The organism is Streptomyces glaucescens (genome assembly GCF_000761215.1).
Lineage (GTDB): Bacteria > Actinomycetota > Actinomycetes > Streptomycetales > Streptomycetaceae > Streptomyces > Streptomyces glaucescens_B.
The window spans coordinates 5,118,377-5,134,782 of the sequence record NZ_CP009438.1 but is presented as its reverse complement, the minus strand read 5'-3'; the positions used below and the strand labels follow the sequence as shown (position 1 = coordinate 5,134,782).

At 72.6% G+C, this 16,406-nt stretch carries 21 protein-coding genes; 10 read left to right on the top strand and 11 right to left on the bottom strand.

The features are described from left to right. Nucleotides 1–71: 71 nt before the first annotated feature. On the bottom strand, nucleotides 72–842 hold the full coding sequence (locus SGLAU_RS22385; protein WP_043504060.1) for a class I SAM-dependent methyltransferase: 771 nt from the start codon (nucleotides 840–842) through the stop codon (nucleotides 72–74). A gap of 101 nt (nucleotides 843–943) precedes the next feature. On the opposite strand from SGLAU_RS22385, the gene SGLAU_RS22380 reads away from it, so the two are divergent. Continuing rightward, nucleotides 944–1,573: a CGNR zinc finger domain-containing protein gene (locus tag SGLAU_RS22380; RefSeq protein WP_043504058.1), complete on the top strand. Its 630-nt coding sequence runs from the start codon at nucleotides 944–946 to the stop codon at nucleotides 1,571–1,573. On the opposite strand, the gene sodX is transcribed toward SGLAU_RS22380, so the two are convergent. Next, nucleotides 1,477–1,911: a nickel-type superoxide dismutase maturation protease gene (gene sodX / locus SGLAU_RS22375; RefSeq protein ID WP_043506908.1), complete on the bottom strand. Its 435-nt coding sequence runs from the start codon at nucleotides 1,909–1,911 to the stop codon at nucleotides 1,477–1,479. The two genes, SGLAU_RS22380 and sodX, sit on opposite strands and share 97 nt — an antisense overlap. A 145-nt stretch (nucleotides 1,912–2,056) precedes the next feature. On the opposite strand from sodX, the gene sodN reads away from it, so the two are divergent. Continuing rightward, nucleotides 2,057–2,452, top strand: a complete 396-nt coding sequence (sodN, locus tag SGLAU_RS22370; RefSeq protein ID WP_020136639.1) for a superoxide dismutase, Ni — start codon at nucleotides 2,057–2,059, stop codon at nucleotides 2,450–2,452. Between the two features lie 154 nt (nucleotides 2,453–2,606). Continuing rightward, the gene (locus SGLAU_RS22365) at nucleotides 2,607–3,068 is read left to right on the top strand and encodes a hypothetical protein (RefSeq protein ID WP_052413854.1); all 462 of its coding nucleotides are present in this window, start codon (nucleotides 2,607–2,609) and stop codon (nucleotides 3,066–3,068) included. On the opposite strand, the gene SGLAU_RS22360 is transcribed toward SGLAU_RS22365, so the two are convergent. After that, entirely contained in the window at nucleotides 3,052–3,483 is a 432-nt protein-coding gene (locus SGLAU_RS22360; RefSeq protein WP_043504057.1) for an HIT family protein, read from the bottom strand. The genes SGLAU_RS22365 and SGLAU_RS22360 overlap by 17 nt on opposite strands. 72 nt (nucleotides 3,484–3,555) lie before the next feature. Between SGLAU_RS22360 and SGLAU_RS22355 the strand changes: the two genes are divergently transcribed. Next, on the top strand, nucleotides 3,556–4,299 hold the full coding sequence (locus SGLAU_RS22355) for a VOC family protein (protein WP_043504055.1): 744 nt from the start codon (nucleotides 3,556–3,558) through the stop codon (nucleotides 4,297–4,299). On the opposite strand, the gene SGLAU_RS22350 is transcribed toward SGLAU_RS22355, so the two are convergent. Genes SGLAU_RS22350 through SGLAU_RS22340 form a run of 3 tightly spaced genes read right to left on the bottom strand, consistent with a single transcriptional unit; the run spans nucleotide 4,296 to nucleotide 5,676 of the window. Then, nucleotides 4,296–4,727: a YciI family protein gene (locus SGLAU_RS22350; protein WP_043504053.1), complete on the bottom strand. Its 432-nt coding sequence runs from the start codon at nucleotides 4,725–4,727 to the stop codon at nucleotides 4,296–4,298. The two genes, SGLAU_RS22355 and SGLAU_RS22350, sit on opposite strands and share 4 nt — an antisense overlap. A gap of 28 nt (nucleotides 4,728–4,755) precedes the next feature. Beyond that, the gene (locus SGLAU_RS22345) at nucleotides 4,756–5,037 is read right to left on the bottom strand and encodes a hypothetical protein (protein WP_043504051.1); all 282 of its coding nucleotides are present in this window, start codon (nucleotides 5,035–5,037) and stop codon (nucleotides 4,756–4,758) included. A 54-nt stretch (nucleotides 5,038–5,091) separates the two neighbouring features. Then, nucleotides 5,092–5,676 carry a dihydrofolate reductase family protein gene (locus tag SGLAU_RS22340; protein ID WP_043504049.1) on the bottom strand — a complete coding sequence of 195 codons (585 nt, stop codon included), beginning with the start codon at nucleotides 5,674–5,676 and terminating at the stop codon, nucleotides 5,092–5,094. A gap of 113 nt (nucleotides 5,677–5,789) precedes the next feature. On the opposite strand from SGLAU_RS22340, the gene SGLAU_RS22335 reads away from it, so the two are divergent. Beyond that, complete coding sequence (locus SGLAU_RS22335; protein WP_043504046.1) at nucleotides 5,790–6,380, top strand: TetR/AcrR family transcriptional regulator; 591 nt, start codon at nucleotides 5,790–5,792, stop codon at nucleotides 6,378–6,380. Nucleotides 6,381–6,387: 7 nt separating this feature from the next. Here SGLAU_RS22335 and SGLAU_RS22330 read toward each other — a convergent pair whose 3' ends face one another. The 3 genes from SGLAU_RS22330 to SGLAU_RS22320 form a co-directional block, all read right to left on the bottom strand. Next, nucleotides 6,388–6,993, bottom strand: a complete 606-nt coding sequence (locus tag SGLAU_RS22330; RefSeq protein ID WP_043504045.1) for a GNAT family N-acetyltransferase — start codon at nucleotides 6,991–6,993, stop codon at nucleotides 6,388–6,390. A gap of 200 nt (nucleotides 6,994–7,193) precedes the next feature. Continuing rightward, nucleotides 7,194–8,447: a family 2 encapsulin nanocompartment cargo protein polyprenyl transferase gene (locus SGLAU_RS22325; protein WP_043504043.1), complete on the bottom strand. Its 1,254-nt coding sequence runs from the start codon at nucleotides 8,445–8,447 to the stop codon at nucleotides 7,194–7,196. Between the two features lie 112 nt (nucleotides 8,448–8,559). Next, nucleotides 8,560–9,966 (bottom strand): family 2B encapsulin nanocompartment shell protein, encoded by a 1,407-nt coding sequence (locus tag SGLAU_RS22320; protein ID WP_043504041.1) that lies wholly within the window; start codon nucleotides 9,964–9,966, stop codon nucleotides 8,560–8,562. A gap of 311 nt (nucleotides 9,967–10,277) precedes the next feature. Between SGLAU_RS22320 and SGLAU_RS22315 the strand changes: the two genes are divergently transcribed. Both SGLAU_RS22315 and SGLAU_RS22310 read left to right on the top strand, forming a co-directional pair. Continuing rightward, on the top strand, nucleotides 10,278–10,868 hold the full coding sequence (locus tag SGLAU_RS22315; RefSeq protein WP_043504040.1) for an N-acetylmuramoyl-L-alanine amidase: 591 nt from the start codon (nucleotides 10,278–10,280) through the stop codon (nucleotides 10,866–10,868). Nucleotides 10,869–10,910: 42 nt separating this feature from the next. After that, the gene (locus SGLAU_RS22310; RefSeq protein ID WP_043504039.1) at nucleotides 10,911–11,813 is read left to right on the top strand and encodes a 1-aminocyclopropane-1-carboxylate deaminase/D-cysteine desulfhydrase; all 903 of its coding nucleotides are present in this window, start codon (nucleotides 10,911–10,913) and stop codon (nucleotides 11,811–11,813) included. A 130-nt stretch (nucleotides 11,814–11,943) separates the two neighbouring features. On the opposite strand, the gene SGLAU_RS22305 is transcribed toward SGLAU_RS22310, so the two are convergent. Then, nucleotides 11,944–12,495 carry a toll/interleukin-1 receptor domain-containing protein gene (locus SGLAU_RS22305; protein ID WP_043504038.1) on the bottom strand — a complete coding sequence of 184 codons (552 nt, stop codon included), beginning with the start codon at nucleotides 12,493–12,495 and terminating at the stop codon, nucleotides 11,944–11,946. A gap of 145 nt (nucleotides 12,496–12,640) precedes the next feature. Then, nucleotides 12,641–14,233 carry a Na+/H+ antiporter gene (locus tag SGLAU_RS22300; protein ID WP_043504036.1) on the bottom strand — a complete coding sequence of 531 codons (1,593 nt, stop codon included), beginning with the start codon at nucleotides 14,231–14,233 and terminating at the stop codon, nucleotides 12,641–12,643. A 61-nt stretch (nucleotides 14,234–14,294) separates the two neighbouring features. On the opposite strand from SGLAU_RS22300, the gene SGLAU_RS33845 reads away from it, so the two are divergent. From SGLAU_RS33845 to SGLAU_RS22290, 3 genes are all read left to right on the top strand, one after another. Next, nucleotides 14,295–14,555 carry a UBP-type zinc finger domain-containing protein gene (locus tag SGLAU_RS33845; RefSeq protein ID WP_078957837.1) on the top strand — a complete coding sequence of 87 codons (261 nt, stop codon included), beginning with the start codon at nucleotides 14,295–14,297 and terminating at the stop codon, nucleotides 14,553–14,555. Between the two features lie 278 nt (nucleotides 14,556–14,833). Then, nucleotides 14,834–15,247, top strand: a complete 414-nt coding sequence (locus SGLAU_RS22295) for an anti-sigma factor (protein ID WP_015657891.1) — start codon at nucleotides 14,834–14,836, stop codon at nucleotides 15,245–15,247. A gap of 17 nt (nucleotides 15,248–15,264) precedes the next feature. Beyond that, nucleotides 15,265–16,398 (top strand): RNA polymerase sigma factor SigF, encoded by a 1,134-nt coding sequence (locus tag SGLAU_RS22290; protein WP_078958068.1) that lies wholly within the window; start codon nucleotides 15,265–15,267, stop codon nucleotides 16,396–16,398. The last annotated feature ends 8 nt before the right edge of the window (nucleotides 16,399–16,406 follow it).

Here is a 16,406-nt window from a genome sequence, read left to right as displayed (position 1 = left end):
TTCCCGCGCCGTTTCGGGACGCCGGAAGGGGCGGTACGGGATTCCCGTACCGCCCCTTCCGCCCGTGCGGGCTACTTCAGCGCCAGCAGCAGCGTGTCCGACGGCGAGCACCAGACCGGGCGGACCTCGGTGAAGCCCTTCTCGCGCAGGACGCGGGCGTGCCAGGCGGCCGACGGGGTGTCGCCGTCGGCGTGCTCGCCGTAGATCTCGAAGCGGCGGGCGGTGGGCTCGGCGAGCACCGGGTCCTCGGCGGCGAGCTGCCACCACTGCGCCCAGTCGAGCGCGCCGTCCCGCTTGGCCTGATCCATCCGGGCGTGGCGCAGGGCGCGCTCCGCGGCGTTGATCCGGGGAGTGCTGTCGTCGATCATGTGGTCCGCGTTCATGAGGACGCCGCCGTCGCGGACCAGCCCCGCGACCTGACCGTAGAGGGCCGCGAGGGGTTCGCTGTGCAACCAGTGCAGGGCGGTCGCGGTGAGCACGGCGTCGTAGGAGTCGTACGGCAGCTTCGCCGGCCAGCCGGGGTCCTTGAGGTCGGCGGTGACCAGGGTGACCCGGTCGTCGCCCGCGAAGGTGCCCTCGGCGATGGTGAGCAGCGCCGGGTCGAGGTCGACGCCGGTGCTGGTGGCCTCGGGGAAGCGGGCGAGGAGCCGGGCGGTGATGGTGCCGGTGCCGCAGGCGAGGTCCAGGACGCGGGGTGCGCGGCCGACGAGTGCCTCGACCATGTCCAGCATGATCCGGAACCGGTCCTCGCGGTCGGGCATGTACCACTCCTGCTGGCGGTCCCAGCTGTCCTGCCAGGCCTGCCAGTCGGTGCCGGTGCCCGTGGTGCCCGTCTCCGTCATCGTCGCCCTCCCTGACGTACGCGTACGTAATACCCTGGAAGCACGATCGTCTGTTACCCGACCGCAAGCACGACCTTAGAGCGCCCGCGTAAGGACTACAAGTGGAACTGGCCTATTACTCGGACTACGCCGTACGTCTCGTCAACAGCGAGGAGCCGGCCCGGGGCAAGGACTCTCTGACGTCCGTCGAGGCCGTGCGCGGCCTCTTCGTGGAGAACCAGTCGGCCGCCCGGCGCGCCACCGAGGCGGACGTCACCCGTTTCCGCTCGGTCCGGGCCCGGCTGCGCGCGGTCTTCGAGGCGGCGAACGACGGCGACGAGACCCTGGCGGTGGACCTGCTGAACTCCCTGCTGCTCGAGTTCCCGGTGAGCCCGCAGATCTCCGGCCACGACTTCCGGGACGAGGACGGCCGCCCCCTGTGGCACATGCACCTCGCCGACCACCCGTCGAACGCGACCGCCGGCTACGCGGCCATCGCTGCCATGGGCCTGGCCTTCCACCTCACCGAGTACGGCGTGGACCGCCTCGGCCTGTGCGAGGCGGCGCCGTGCCGCAACGCCTACCTCGACACCTCCACCAACCGCTCCCGGCGCTACTGCTCCGACCGCTGCGCCACCCGGGCCAACGTGGCCGCCTACCGCGCCCGCAAGCGCCTGGAGGCCGACCGGTCGCACAGCACCGGCCTGGCCGCCGACAGCGCCCAGCGCAGCACCGCCAGCGGCGAGCGCTGATCCGGCCTGCGCGGCCGGTACCGGAAGCGGACCCGGCCCAGCACCAGCTCCTGCGGCACGGCGCCGTAGTCGGTGCTGTCGCCGCCCGCGTAGGCGTTGTCGCCGAGCACCCACCAGCCGCCGTCGCGGCGCTCCGCGGCCCGCTTCACCACCAGCAGGTCCTGCTGGAACGGATGGCGCAGGACCACCACGTCACCGGGCCGGATCCGGGCCCCGTAGTGCACCACCAGCCGGTCCCCGTGCAGCAGGGTGGGCACCATGGACGGCCCGGTCACCTCGGCCAGCCCGAAGGGCGCCACCGCTCCCGTGCGCTCGGTCTCCTGCGACGGCTCCCGCATGCCCTGCACCTCCCCGGTTCGATCCTCCACCAGTCTCCGTCTCACCCCGGACTTTTGTCCTAAGCCCATGGGGGCACTCGCGAAAACCCGTCCCGCAGGGAGTAATGTCCCACCTGAGAAGACGATCACGAGGAAGGAATGCTCCATGCTTTCCCGCCTGTTTGCCCCCAAGGTCAAGGTCAGCGCGCACTGCGACCTGCCCTGCGGCGTGTACGACCCGGCCCAGGCCCGCATCGAGGCGGAGTCGGTGAAGGCCGTCCAGGAGAAGATGGCCGCCAACGACGACCCGCACTTCCAGGCGCGCGCCACGGTCATCAAGGAGCAGCGCGCGGAGCTCGCCAAGCACCACGTCTCGGTGCTCTGGAGCGACTACTTCAAGCCCCCGCACTTCGAGAAGTACCCGGAGCTGCACCAGCTGGTCAACGACACCCTGAAGGCCCTCTCGGCCGCCAAGGCGTCCACCGACCCGGCGACCGGCCAGAAGGCGCTGGACTACATCGCCCAGATCGACAAGATCTTCTGGGAGACCAAGAAGGCCTGACCCAAGGGCCCCGCCCGTGATCCGCGGTCGGTGCACCATCGCAGGTCACCCGGGCATTCCAGGGGGCCGGCCGGAACACCCGGCCGGCCCCCTTCGGTGTTCGCTAGCATCGGACGGCAGGGGGAACCGGCCCCCGGGACGGGGGACTTGACGCGTGACGGCCTTGGACGACGGCGTCGGCGCAGCGGGTGGTGCGGGCGGGGCCGGCCGACGGCCGCTGGACGCCGACCGGGTCAAGCACCTGGAGTTCATCCAGGCGACCATCACCCGCCTCGGCACCAACTCGTTCCTGGTCAAGGGCTGGGCGCTCACCCTCGGCGCGGGCTTCCTCGCCCTGTCGGCCGGCCAGAAGAGCGGGACGGTGGCAGGGGCCGGGGTGGTGCCGCTGCTGTGCTTCTGGTTCCTCGACGCGCACTTCCTGCGCCAGGAACGGCTCTACCGCCGGCTCTACGACGCCGCCCGCCGCCCGGACAGCACGGTCGAGGTGCTGTCCATGGACGTACGCCCGTTCCGCCCGGACGTGCCGCTGCGCCGCGCCGTCCTGTCCGACACCCTGGGACTGTTCTACGGCGCGCTGATCCTCACGGACCTGGCGCTCGTCATCGTGCTGAACTGAGGCCGGCCGCCCTGAGCCGCTCCGCCAGCCCGTCCAGGGCGGCCTCGTCCCGAGGAGCCTCGCGCGGTGGCCAGAAGTCGCCCATCGGGTCGCCGGAGTGACGTGGCACCAGGTGGACATGGGTGTGGAAGACCGTCTGGGTGGCGGCCCGCCCGGCCGAGTTGATGATGTTCATGCCCTCCGGGGCGAGGACCGAGCGCAGGGTGCCGCCCACCCTCAGTACGGCGTCCGTCAGCCGCCGCACCTGCGCCGCGGTCATCTCCCACAGATCCGCCGAGTGCGCCCGCGGCACCACCAGGGTGTGCCCCCAGGTCGCCGGGGTCAGCGGGAAGAACGCGACCGTGTGGGCGTCCTCGTGGACGACCCTGGCACGGCTCGGGTCGGCGACGACGGCGCAGAAGGGGCAGGGTTCCATCGGGAGTCCTCTCCTCGGGGCGCACGGGAAATCCGCGGAGCCCGCGCGCTGCTTGCTTCTACGATCACGCGCATGACCATCCGCTGGACATACGCCTTCATCGACCGCCCCGCTCCCCTCCTCGGCCGGGCCCGCGATTTCTGGACCGCCGTGACGGACACCCGGCTGTCCGAGCCCCGCGGTGAGCGCGGCGAGTTCGCCACGCTGCTGCCGGCCGGCGGGGCCGACGCCTGCGTGAAGCTCCAGGGGGTGGACTCCGGGAACGGCGGGGCCCACCTGGACTTCGCCGTGGAGGACGTCCGGCGCTTCGTCGACGGCGCGCTGCGGCTGGGCGCGCGGACGGTCGCCGACCACCAGGACTGGGCCGTGCTGCGGTCACCCGCCGGGCAGGCGTTCTGCGCGGTGCCCTGGGACGGGGAGTCGGTGCGGCCGCCCGTGGTGCGCGGCAGCCGTCTGGACCAGGTCTGCGTCGACGTCCCGCCGTCGCGCTACGCCGCCGAGGTCGCCTTCTGGAGCGCACTGCTGTCCGACTGGACGTCCCGGCCCGGGTCGCTGCCGGAGTTTCACGCGGTGGTGCCGCCGGGCGGACTGCCGGTGCGGGTGCTGCTGCAGCGCCTCGGTGACGAGCGGCCGGTCGCCGCGCACCTCGACCTCGCCTGCGTGGACGTCGAGGCGACCCGCGCGGACCACGAACGGCTCGGTGCGGTACCGGTGTCGCGGGGCGCCCACTGGACGGTGCTGCGCGACCCGGCGGGCGGCACGTACTGCCTGACGGGCCGCGACCCGGAGTCGGGCGGCCTGCCGGGCGCGGTCTAGCGCTCCGGGGTGGCCCGGACGTCGTCGATGCCGTCCATGATGGGCCGGATCACCACCGGCAGGTCCGGGACGCCGTCCGGAGCGGGGCAGTGGATGACGCGTTCGGCGATCTCCGTGACGCGCTCCAGGCTCGCGCAGTCCAGCACCCAGTAGCCGGCCGGCAGCACCTCCGCCACGTCGTACGGATCGTCGACGACCACCGTGCGGCCCTGCGCGCCCCGCGTGACCAGCCGGATGCGGGCGGGTTCGGCCAGGCCCTGGGCGTCGACCAGCTCACCGGTCTCGGCCAGTTCGGCGTTGATCGCCCCCATGTACGCGTACATCGCCTTCACGTCGTCCTCGGACCACACGGGGGCGTGCGGAGTGGCCTTGCCGCGCATGCCCTCGTAGTCCGCCTGGGTGCCCTGTACGACGACCAGGTACTTCATGGGCGCGCTCCTCGGTTCGGATACGGGTTCAGTGCTCTGCCCAGGGGCCGCGCGCCGGGCCGCGACCGGGGCCCGCGTCCGGTTCCCGGGCGGGACCGGTGTGCCGCGCCTCCCGGGCGGACGGTGCCGGCGCGGCGGAGCGCCCGGGCCGCTCCGTGCCGGCGTCGCCTCGGGCGGACACCTCGCACCGGGGGTTGCGGCACGAGCCCGCCACCCAGGTCGGCACCCAGGCGCCCAGCGTCTTGTGCCGCCGGACGACCGTCTCGACGGGCTGCCCGCAGACCGGACAGGCGTGCTGTTCGCTGCCCATGTCCTCAGGGTAGGACGGCCGACGCCCGCGCGCCCGCCGCCGGACGACCGCCCCTCACCGCTTCCTGCCGTACGTCCTCACCACGACGCCGTTGTTCAGACCGCGCACCGACTCCAGGGCGAACTCGGTGACTGCGAAGCCCGAGCGGAACATCGGCATGCCCGAGCCGTAGACGAGGGGGTAGGTCTTGATGACGATCTCGTCGACCTCGTCCATCAGCTCGCCGGCGATCCGCGCGCCGCCGCACAGGTAGATGCCGAGCGGGCCGTCCTCCGCCTTGAGCGCGCGGACCTTGCCGAGCAGGTCGTCGGCGACGATCTCGACGTTCGGGTCGGGCGACTCGGTCAGGGTGCGCGAGGCGACGTACTCGCGCAGATGGGCGTAGGGGCTGGTGATGCCCTCCTTCAGGGCCAGGTCGTAGCTGCTGCGGCCCTGGATGATGGTGTCGAACCGCTTGTTCGGCAGGTCGTCCATGCCGAACGCCAGGCGGCCCTGGGTCGGCATGGTCTCCGGATACTCCTCCTTGAGGAAGGAGACGAACTCCTCGTCGACGAAGCGGAGCATCGACGACGCGTCGCCCTCCGGGTCCCCGATGAACCCGTCGATCGAACAGGCGATGAAGTAGGTGAGCTTTCGCAAGTGGGCCTCTTCTCGTAGGCTGCGCCACCGTGACCACTCCAGTTGTAGTACTTCACATGTAGTGGTTGCAAGCCTTTTTCGTCTCGGGTGACAAGTGGGAGAGGAAGTTCCGCATGGCCAGGAATCCGGAGCGCCGGGCCGCCCTCGTGGACGCCGGTATCGAGGTACTCGCCCGTGAGGGGGCGCGCGGCCTCACGTTCCGCGCCGTGGACACGGAGGCCGGGGTTCCGGTGGGCACCGCGTCCAACTACTTCGCCGGGCGCGACGATCTGCTGGCCCAGATCGACGCCCGGGTGCACGCCCGGCTGGCGCCCGATCCCCGGGTGCTGGAGGAGCTGATGCGCGCGCCGAAGGACCGCGCCCTGGTCACCGCACTGATGCACGACCTGATCGGCCGGGTGACCCGCGACCGCACCGGCTATCTGGCCCTCCTGGAACTGCGCCTGGAAGCGACCCGCCGCCCCGGACTGCACGCGTCGTACACCACGTCGGTCCGCTCCCAGCTGGAGACCGGCATGACGTTCCACCGCGAGGCGGGACTGCCGGGCGGCGACACGACGGTCGTGGTGCTCTACCTGGCCATGCTCGGGCTGATGGTCGAACTGACCACGCTCCCGGGCGTGCTGGACGGCGTACTGGCGGGGACGCCCGTCCCGGACGGCCTGATCGCCAGGATCGTGACGGCGGTGGTGCCGGAGGGGTGACGCCGGATCAGCCGCGCGGCTCGCGCCACATGGGCCACATCGTGGGACCGTCGGGCAGGGTCAGCACCCGGTCGGTCATCACGGTGAAGCCGAGCCGCTCGTACAGCCGGCGGCTGCCGGTGTTGCTCGCCTCCAGGTAGGCCGGCCGTCCCTCACGGTCGCAGCGGTCGAGGACCTGTGTCATGAGCGCCGTGCCGAGGCCCTCGCCTTGGCGCTGCGGCGCCACACCGATCATCCACAGGTAGTCATGGGCGCGGTCGGCGGGATGGATCCCCGCGGTGAGCCGGCCGATCAGTTCCACGCGCTCGTTCGCCGGGTCGACGGCCGCTCTGACCTGGGCGGGCCCGTCATCGTCGGGCCCCGCGCCGGCCGGGTCGGCCGCGGCCACCGGGAGCCAGAGCGCGCAGGCCGAGCCGTCCTCGGTGACGTCCACCCATCCGGCGGCGAGCACGATGTCGGTGAAGGCGGCCATGAGCTTGTGATGGGTGCGGGCGAGGTACGCGCCGCCCGGGAAGACCCAGCGGCTGACCGGGTCCTCCCGGAACGACTCGTCCAGCAGCCGGACGACCAGCTCCCGGTCGCTCTCCCCCGCCGTCCGGATCGCCACACCCATTCCCGCCCCTTAGCCTCGACGTGCCGAGCCGTTACGGCCGTTGAGCCTAGCCGGTCGCGGGCGCAGTGCCGGTCGCGGCGGGGGGCGGGGCGGGTCCCGCACACCGTGGGGAAGTGCGGGACCCATGGGCCGGAGCCCCCGGTCACCGTCCGGGGTCAGGAGCCGCACGGTGCCGGGTGCTCCGGGGTCTGGGGGCGTGCCTAGGCGGTTCTGCGGGTGACGAACTCCGCGAGGGCGAGGAGGCCGCCCGCCGCCTCCGGGTCCGGGACGGCGCGGGCCAGTTCCTGCACCGCCCGGGCCATGTGATCGGCCGCCTGGCCCTGGGCCCAGTCCCGGCCGCCCGCCCGTTCCACCGCGACGACGGTGGGCTCCAGGTCGCCGCCGTCGTACGGCTCTCGGTACAGCTCGGCCAGTTCCGCGGCCGCCGGGGTGCCGGAGGCCAGCGCGGCGACCACCGGCAGGGACTTCTTGCGGGCCGCGAGATCCGCGCCGGCCGGTTTCCCGGTGCGGCCGGGGTCGCCCCAGATGCCGATCACGTCGTCGATCAGCTGGAACGCGAGCCCGGCCTCCCGGCCGAACGCGTCCAGCGCCTCGACGTCCTCGGCGGACGCCCCCGCGTAGAGCCCGCCCAGCGCGCACGCGCAGCCCAGCAGCGCCCCGGTCTTGGCCTCGGCCATGGCCAGCACTTCGTCGAGGGCGACCTCGGCGGGAGCGCGCCGCTCCAGCGCGGTGTCCACGTGCTGGCCCTCGCAGAGCTCGACCACACAGGCCGCGAGCCGGGCCGCCGCGGGCGCCGACGCCGGGTGCGGGTCCTCGGCGAGCAGTCGCAGGGCGAGGGCTTGGAGGGCGTCACCGGCGAGGATCGCGGCGGCGTCGCCGAACACCGTCCACGCGGTGGGGCGGTGCCGGCGGGTGGTGTCCCGGTCCATCACGTCGTCGTGCAGCAGCGTGAAGTTGTGCACCAGCTCCACCGCCGCGGCGGCCCGCACGGCCGCCGCCCGGGCGCCCGGGCCCCCGAGTGCGGCGGCCGCGGTGAGGACGAGGGCGGGCCGTATCGCCTTGCCCGGGTTGCCGGTTGCCGGGGTGCCGTCGACGTGTTCCCAGCCGAAGTGGTAGCGCGCGATCCGGCGCATCGCACCCGGCAAGGAGTCCACGGCCGAGCGCAGCTGGGGGCCGACCGACGCGCGGGCGCGGTCGAGGATCACCGCGGCCTCGTCTCCGGTGGACCCTCCCGGTCGGCTGTCCGGGTCCGTGCCCTCGCCGGCGCCCGTGCGTGCGTCCGGGTCCGTGCCCGCATCGGGGTCGGGGCACCGGTCCGGGTCCGGGTCCGTCGCGATGGGAGTCCGCCTTTCACGCGTGTCGGCGCCTCGGTGCGAAGCCGCAGGGCGTGAACCGGTGACGGCGCCGCGCGTCCCGGCGCGGCGCGGCTCGGCCTGCGTCATGGACTCGGTCACAGGTTCCCCCTCACGGGCCGCGCGGACGGTGGCGAGTCCGTTCCGGACAGGCGTGTACCCGGAAGATCTACCCGCCCGGGGACGCGGGGACACGGACGCGTGGCCAGGAAGGTCACCCCCAGCGGCCGATCTCGACGTTCTCCAGGACACCGAGGGCGTCCGGGACGAGCACGGCCGCCGAGTAGTACGCCGTCACCAGGTACTTGATGATCGCCTGCTCGTTGATGCCCATGAACCGCACCGACAGGGAGGGCTCGATCTCGTCCGGGATGCCGGACTGCCTCAGACCGATGACTCCCTGGTCGGCCTCACCGAGACGCATCGCGATGATCGAGGTGGTGCGCGCCTCGGTGACCGGGATCTTGTTGCACGGGTAGATCGGCACGCCCCGCCAGGTGGGGATGCGGTTGCCGGCGATGTCGATCGTCTCGGGCACCAGGCCCCGCTTGTTCAGCTCGCGGCCGAACGCGGCGATGGCCCGCGGGTGCGCGAGGAACATCTTGGTGCCGCGCCGCCGGCTGAGCAGCTCGTCCATGTCGTCGGGGCCGGGCACCCCGTCGTGCGGCTGGATCCGCTGGTCGTACTCGCAGTTGTGGAGCAGGCCGAACTCACGGTTGTTGACCAGCTCGTGCTCCTGGCGTTCCTTCAGCGCCTCCACGGTGAGCCGGAGCTGCTGCTCGGTCTGGTTCATCGGCTGGTTGTAGAGGTCCGCCACGCGCGTGTGGATGCGCAGCACGGTCTGGGCGATGCTCAGTTCGTACTCGCGGGGCCGGCTCTCGTAGTCGACGAAGGTGTGCGGGATGTCCGGCTCACCGGTGTGGCCGGCCTCCAGGTCGATCGCCTTCTCGCCGTACTTGTTGGTGCGCTGCTGGGGCAGCGAGCGCAGCTGCTCGAGGTGGCCGCTGAGGGACTCGGAGCGCTCGGCGACCTGCTGGAAGTGCTGCCGGGACAGCACGAGGACGGTGCACGGGGTGACCGCGCGGGCCGTGTACTCCCAGATGCCGTCCCCGCCGAGCAGGGCCTGGTCGCCCAGGTAGGAGCCGTCGGCCTGGACGCCCAGGCTCTCGTCCTCGCCGTAGGGGCCCGTACCGACCTTCTCCACGCGGCCGTGCGCGAGGAGGTAGACCGCGTCGGTGGGGCTGCCGAAGGAGGCGATCACCTCGCCCGCGGCGAACTCCCGCTGCTCGCAGCGCCGGGCCAGCTCGGTCAGCACCTCCTCGTCCTCGTACGACCGCAGCGCGGGCAGTTCGCCGAGCTCCGCGGGGATGACCTCGACGCGGTCACCGGTCTTCACGAAGGTGATGCGTCCGTCGCCCACCGCGAAGGTCAGCCGTCGGTTCACCCGGTACGTACCGCCTTGCACGTCCACCCAGGGCAGGTTGCGCAGCAGCCAGCGGGAGCTGATCTCCTGCATCTGCGGAACGGACTTGGTGGTGGTGGCCAGGTTCCGCGCGGCAGCCGTGCCGAGGCTCTGCTGCGGCCTGTTCTGCTCCGTGCGGACCTCTTCGCCTACCGACATAGAAAATTGCCCTCCCGGTCATGCCTGGCAGCGATCTGCGCCGGGCACCGATCTCACGATCTCGCGACCAAGCCTTCCATCACTCAACGTGCTCGTGCTATTACACGAAAGAGGGGGAATGGATCACCGCGGCCCGGGGCACACATAGGGATCCCCACCGGGTCCGCCCGGGCGCACATCCGGAAGCGCTCTGTCCGGATCGGCTCGCACGCTGTGCGAACGGATGGTTCCGCGTCCCCGCGCTTCGGTAGAAGCAGCGGTACGGGCGGTCGCGGAGGGCGGCCGCCCCGCACCAGCGAAGGGGGCGCACCATGGCCTCACCCATGTCCGCGGACCGGTTCCTCGACGTGCTGCGGGCGGAAGGCGTCACGGTCGTCGAAGTCGGCGACTGGCGGCACCACAACCGCAATCACAAGGGACCGTGGGGGCCCGTCCACGGCGTGATGCTGCACCACACGGTCACCCGGGGCAGCGAGTACACCGTCGAGCTGTGCCGGCGGGGCCACGCGGGCCTGCCGGGGCCGCTGTGCCACGGCGTCATCACCAAGGACGGCACCGTCCACCTCGTCGGCCACGGCCGGGCCAACCACGCCGGGCTGGGAGACGACGAGGTCCTGCGGGCGGTGATCGCGGAGAAGGCGCTGCCGCCCGAGAACGAGGCGAACACCGACGGCAACCGCCACTTCTACGGCTTCGAGTGCGAGAACCTCGGCGACGGCGAGGATCCCTGGCCCAGCGCCCAGCTGGAGGCCGCGGAGCGGGCCGCCGCCGCGGTCTGCCGCCACCACGGGTGGACGGAGCGGTCGGTCATCGGGCACAAGGAGTGGCAGCCCGGGAAGGTCGATCCGCGCGGTTTCACCATGGAGTCGATGCGCGAGCGGATCCGCGCCCGGCTGAAGTGAGACCGCCGGGACGTGGGCCGCGGATCGGGTGACAATGGTGCGGTGACCAGCGACGACGCCCTAGCCGCCCTGCGCCCGCGGCTCCCCTCCCCCCTGCAGGAGATACGGGACGAGCGGTTCGCCCGGCACGGCGTGCGGCTGCTGCTCAAGCGGGACGACCTCATCCACCCCGACCTGATCGGCAACAAGTGGCGCAAGCTCGCGCCCAATCTCGCGGCGGCGGACGGCCGGCCGATCGTGACCTTCGGCGGCGCGTACTCCAACCATCTGCGCGCCACCGCCGCCGCGGGCCGCCTGCTCGGCATCCCCACGATCGGCGTGGTCCGCGGCGACGAACTGGCCGGACGCCCCCTCAACCCCACCCTCGCCCGGTGCGCGGCCGACGGCATGCGGCTGCACTTCGTCGACAGATCGACGTATCGCCACAAGTCGGATCCGGCCACTCTCGCGCGCGTGCTGCGCGCGGCCGGCGCCGAGGATGCCCGTGTCGTCCCCGAGGGCGGCAGCAACGCCCTCGCGGTCCGCGGCTGCCGGGCCCTGGGCGAGGAACTGCGCGGGCGGGCCGACGTGGTGGCGGTCGCCTGCGGTACCGGGGGCACGCTGGCCGGACTGGCGGCGGGCCTGGCACCGGGACAGCGGGCGCTGGGCATACCCGTGCTGAAGGGAGGCTTCCTCGGCGACGAGATACGGGCGTTGCAGCACAGCGCGTTCGGCGGGCCGCGGGGCGACTGGCGGCTCGACGAGCGGTTCCACTTCGGGGGGTACGCCCGGACCACACCCGAACTCCACCGGTTCGCCGACGACTTCGAGAGACGGCACGGCCAGGGCGTGGAGCGTCTCTATGTCGCCAAGATGCTGTACGCCCTCGTCGCCCTCGCGGACGAGGGCGCGTACGCGCCGGGGACCGTGGTGGCCGCCGTGATCACCGGTGCGCCCCAGCCGTGAGCGCGGCCCGGGCCGGTCACGGTGAGGCCGGCGGCGACGGCCGTGCCGCGGCACGCCCGGTCTCCGGCTGGTTCCGGCGGTCCCGGTCCCGGCCCGAACAGGCGGACCCCGGTCCCGGGCCCCGGCCGGCTCAGGCCGTCCCGGTCTTCGGCTGGTCCGGCTTCGCCGGGGCGGCCGCCGCCGGCGCGGCCGTCACGGTTCCCGGGTACGGCGGCGGGCTGCCCGGCCCGCGCGGCGCGGCGGGCGCGCCCGGGAACGGTGGCGGGCTGCTGGGCCGCACGCCTCCCTGGACCGCCGCCAGCAGGGCCGCGACGGCGTCCTTCTCGTCCAGCCCGTGGAGGTCCTTGCGGACCCGGCTGGCGAGCAGCGGGGGGATGTCGTGGTTGGTGAGGGGTTCGATGGCGAGCGGGATGACACGGTCACGGCGGGCGAGCACGGCGGACCGCTCCTCGCCGGTCCACCGGCCGGGCTCGAAGTAGGACTTGGAGAACAGCGCCACGACGGCGTCCGCCTGCACCAGCCCCTCGTCCATCCGCTGCACGAAGTCGTCGCCGGTGCGCCAGTCCCACACGTCGAGCGTGACCTGGTGGCCGGCCTGCTCCAGGTGGTACCCCACCCACTCGGCCCAGGAGCGGTCCACGCCCGCGTAACTGATGAAGTACCGCTGTGTGGTGCCGCTCACCGCACCCCTCCGAGTCGCCAAGTCCCGCTCGTGTCCCGCGTCTCCGCGCTTCCCAGGTGTTCCACGATCGCCGCGGCTGCGCAGTTCCCGCGTACCGGGGTCAATGATCCCCCCTCGTCCCGGTGAGCGCACGGGCCGGTGCCCATCAGGTGGCCTCCCGGTACGCCGCCGCCTCCTCCAGGTCCAGCCGGCGCAGCAGGGTCCGCAGCATCTCGTCGTCGATGTAGCGCAGGTCGCGGAGCTTGACGAACACCTCGCGTTCGGCGCCGATCATCTCCCGCGCGAGCCGGCGGTAGGTGTCGTCGGCGGTCTCCCCGGTGATCGGATTGGGCTGGCCGAGGCGTTCCCACACCGCGTTGCGGCGGCGTTCCAGGACGGTCCGCAGCCGGTCGGCGAGCGGTTGCGGGAGGGCGTTGCGCTCGTCGGCGAGGAGCTCGTCGAGGCGCTGTTCGGCCGCTCGGGAGGCCTGGGCCTGGGCGTTCGCCTCGGCCAGGGTCTCGGCCTGCGGGTCGCGGCCGGGCAGGCGCAGCAGGCGGATGAGCGGCGGCAGGGTGAGGCCCTGGACGACGAGGGTGCCGATGACGGTGGTGAAGGTCAGGAAGAGGATGAGATTGCGGCCGGGGAAGTGCTCGCCGTCCACCGTCACCGGGATGGAGAAGGCGATGGCCAGGGAGACCACGCCGCGCATCCCGGCCCAGGAGATGACGAACGCCCCCTTCCAGGTGGGGTTGTCCTCTCGTTTGCGGATCCGCGCGGACAGCGCCCGGGGCAGGAAGGTCGCCGGGTAGACCCAGAGGAACCGCGCGGCGACCACCACGAGGAAGACGGCGAGCGCGTACCAGGCGGCGTCGGCGCCCTCGTAGTCCCCGAGGCCCCGCAGCACCACCGGCAGCTGGAGCCCGATGAGCGCGAACACCGACGACTCCAGGACGAAGGCGACCATCTTCCACACCGCCTCCTCCTGGAGCCGGGTCGCGAAGTCGACCTCCCACGCGCGGTGACCGAGGTAGAGGGCGACGACCACCACGGCGAGCACTCCGGAGGCGTGCACCTCCTCGGCGGCGGCGTACGCCACGAACGGGATCAGCAGCGAGAGCGTGTTCTGCAGCAGCGCCTCCTTGAGGTGGGTGCGCAGCCAGTGGATCGGCACCATCAGCAGCAGTCCGATGCCGATGCCGCCGACCGCGGCGAGGAGGAAGTCGCCGACGCCCTCGGGCCAGGTGGCGCCCTCGCCGACGGCCGCGGCGAGGGCCACCCGGTAGGCGGTGATCGCGGTCGCGTCGTTCACCAGGGACTCGCCCTGGAGGATGGTGGTGATCCGGGAGGGCAGTCCCACGCGGCGGGCGATCGCCGTGGCGGCGACCGCGTCCGGCGGTGCCACGACGGCGCCCAGCACCAGCGCGGCGGTCAGCGGCAGCCCGGGCACGATCAGGTGGGCGGCCCAGCCGACGGCCACGGTGGCGAAGAGGACGTAGCCCACCGAGAGCAGGGCCACGGGCCGCAGTTGGGCGCGCAGATCGAGGTACGAGCTGTCGGTGGCCGCGGTGTGCAGCAGCGGGGGGAGCAGCAGGGGCAGGACGACGTGCGGGTCGAGGGCGAACTCGGGGACGCCCGGTACGGACGACACCGCCAGTCCTGCCGCGACCAGCAGCAGCGGTGCCGGCACCGGTGTGCGGCGGCCGGCCGCGGCGATCACGGCGCTCCCGGCCACCAGCAACAGCAGGGGCATCACGTCCATGGCTCTCGTCCGCCTTCGTTTTCCGCGCGGTCACGCGCGCACCCGTCGTAATCTGGCAATCATGAAACAGTGCACGCATGCCGACGCGCTGCCGCACCCCGAACCTGCCGCGCTGAGCGAGACCTGTCCGGAGTGCCTGGCGGCCGGTACGCACCCGGTGCAGCTGCGGCTCTGCCTCACCTGCGGTCACGTCGGCTGCTGCGACTCCTCGCCGGGGCGGCACGCGACGGAGCACCATGAAAAGTCGGGCCACCCGGTGATGCGGACGTTCGAACCGGGTGAGAATTGGCGTTGGTGCTTCGTCGACCACGTGCTGGTGTGACCCGCTCGCGACCCGGGGCTCCACGGGCCCGGATCAGGACGGTTCGAGCGTCTGACGCCGGGGTACGTCAACCCGGCGCCCACTGTTCCGAATTGGGTCCGCCCTCCCCCTAGCCACTGTGCGTGTTCGGGTGTTTACTATGAGTGACAGCAGGGGGTTGGGGTCCCGAGGAACAGGAAAATCGAGAGCGCGGTAGCGTCACCGCTGCACCACACATCGCGTTACCCCCGGGGGGCGACCCTCGGCCCCGTTGAGCTTGTACCACCTTGGAGGTGAGGGTGTCCCAGATCGCAGGCGAGCCCGCGACCCAGGACTTCGTCGAAGTCCGGCTGCCGGCTGCGGGTGCCTACCTGTCGGTGCTGCGGACGGCCACGGCCGGTCTCGCGGCCCGTTTGGACTTCACCCTGGACGAGATCGAGGACCTGCGCATCGCGGTGGACGAGGCGTGCGCGATCCTGCTCCAGCAGGCCGTGCCCGGCTCGGTGCTCAGCTGTGTCTTCCGGCTCGTCGACGACTCGCTGGAGGTCACCGTCTCCGCGCCCACCACGGACGGTCACGCCCCTTCGCGCGACACCTTCGCCTGGACCGTGCTGTCCGCACTGGCGGGCAAGGTCTCCTCCGCCGTGGACGACGACAAGACCGTTTCGATCAGCCTCTACAAACAGCGCGGCGCGGGACCCGGGCCGGCGTGAGGAACGGGGACGGTCCGGTGCGGGACGAAGAGCGCGGCACACGGGAGCTGCCGGCCGAGGGCGCGGTCCGGCCCGCCGGACCGGACGGTCCGGCGGGTGCCCGGGGCGGCCCCGGCGGTTCCCGGCGCATGGCGGACGGCATCGACGGCATCCCCGAGCAGGCCCGGCCGCACCCGGAGGAGGACTCCCCTCGGGCGGACTTCCCCGGCGACGGGCAGCGGGATCAGGACAGTGCCGTGCAGGGCGCGCCTCTGGAGCGGCGAAGCGGGGGCTTCCCTGTCCGGGCCGAGGGACGGGCTCGGGGAAGGGCGACGGGCGGGACGATGAGCGAGCACGAGCGAAATTCCGAGGACGACGCGGTGGCCGCGCGGGGCGCGCCTCCCGCGCACCACGGCCCTCAGGACCGCAGCGGGGCGCGCGCCCTGTTCGTCGAGCTGCGCTCGCTGCCGCAGGGCAGCCCGGAGTACGCGGAGCTGCGCAACCGGCTGGTCCGGATGCATCTGCCGCTGGTGGAGCACCTCGCGCGCCGGTTCCGCAACCGGGGCGAGCCGCTGGACGACCTGACCCAGGTCGCCACCATCGGCCTGATCAAGTCGGTCGACCGCTTCGACCCGGACCGCGGCGTGGAGTTCTCCACCTACGCGACCCCGACGGTCGTCGGCGAGATCAAGCGGCACTTCCGCGACAAGGGCTGGGCGGTGCGGGTGCCGCGCCGGCTGCAGGAGCTGCGTCTCTCCCTGACCACGGCGACGGCCGAGCTGTCGCAGCTGCACGGCCGCTCCCCCACGGTGCACGAGCTGGCCGAGAAGCTGGCGATCTCGGAGGAGGAGGTCCTGGAGGGCCTGGAGTCCGCCAACGCGTACTCCACGCTGTCCCTGGACGTCCCCGACACCGACGACGAGTCACCGGCGGTCGCGGACACCCTGGGCGCGGAGGACGAGGCGCTGGAGGGCGTCGAGTACCGGGAATCGCTGAAGCCACTCCTGGAGGACCTGCCCCCGCGCGAGAAGCGGATCCTGCTGCTGCGGTTCTTCGGCAACATGACCCAGTCGCAGATCGCGCAGGAGGTCGGCATCTCGCAGATGCACGTCTCCCGGCTGCTGGCGCGCACGCTGGCGCAGCTGCGGGAGAAGCTGCTGGTGGAGGAGTGACCGAAAGG

Bases quoted from the DNA above. Each gene is read 5' to 3' on its own strand.
- SGLAU_RS22385 (WP_043504060.1), bottom strand. From the start codon at position 842: ATGACGGAGACGGGCACCACGGGCACCGGCACCGACTGGCAGGCCTGG.
- sodX (WP_043506908.1), bottom strand. From the start codon at position 1,911: ATGCGGGAGCCGTCGCAGGAGACCGAGCGCACGGGAGCGGTGGCGCCC.
- sodN (WP_020136639.1), top strand. From the start codon at position 2,057: ATGCTTTCCCGCCTGTTTGCCCCCAAGGTCAAGGTCAGCGCGCACTGC.
- SGLAU_RS22360 (WP_043504057.1), bottom strand. From the start codon at position 3,483: ATGGAACCCTGCCCCTTCTGCGCCGTCGTCGCCGACCCGAGCCGTGCC.
- SGLAU_RS22355 (WP_043504055.1), top strand. From the start codon at position 3,556: ATGACCATCCGCTGGACATACGCCTTCATCGACCGCCCCGCTCCCCTC.
- SGLAU_RS22350 (WP_043504053.1), bottom strand. From the start codon at position 4,727: ATGAAGTACCTGGTCGTCGTACAGGGCACCCAGGCGGACTACGAGGGC.
- SGLAU_RS22345 (WP_043504051.1), bottom strand. From the start codon at position 5,037: ATGGGCAGCGAACAGCACGCCTGTCCGGTCTGCGGGCAGCCCGTCGAG.
- SGLAU_RS22335 (WP_043504046.1), top strand. From the start codon at position 5,790: ATGGCCAGGAATCCGGAGCGCCGGGCCGCCCTCGTGGACGCCGGTATC.
- SGLAU_RS22330 (WP_043504045.1), bottom strand. From the start codon at position 6,993: ATGGGTGTGGCGATCCGGACGGCGGGGGAGAGCGACCGGGAGCTGGTC.
- SGLAU_RS22320 (WP_043504041.1), bottom strand. From the start codon at position 9,966: ATGTCGGTAGGCGAAGAGGTCCGCACGGAGCAGAACAGGCCGCAGCAG.
- SGLAU_RS22315 (WP_043504040.1), top strand. From the start codon at position 10,278: ATGGCCTCACCCATGTCCGCGGACCGGTTCCTCGACGTGCTGCGGGCG.
- SGLAU_RS22300 (WP_043504036.1), bottom strand. From the start codon at position 14,233: ATGGACGTGATGCCCCTGCTGTTGCTGGTGGCCGGGAGCGCCGTGATC.
- SGLAU_RS33845 (WP_078957837.1), top strand. From the start codon at position 14,295: ATGAAACAGTGCACGCATGCCGACGCGCTGCCGCACCCCGAACCTGCC.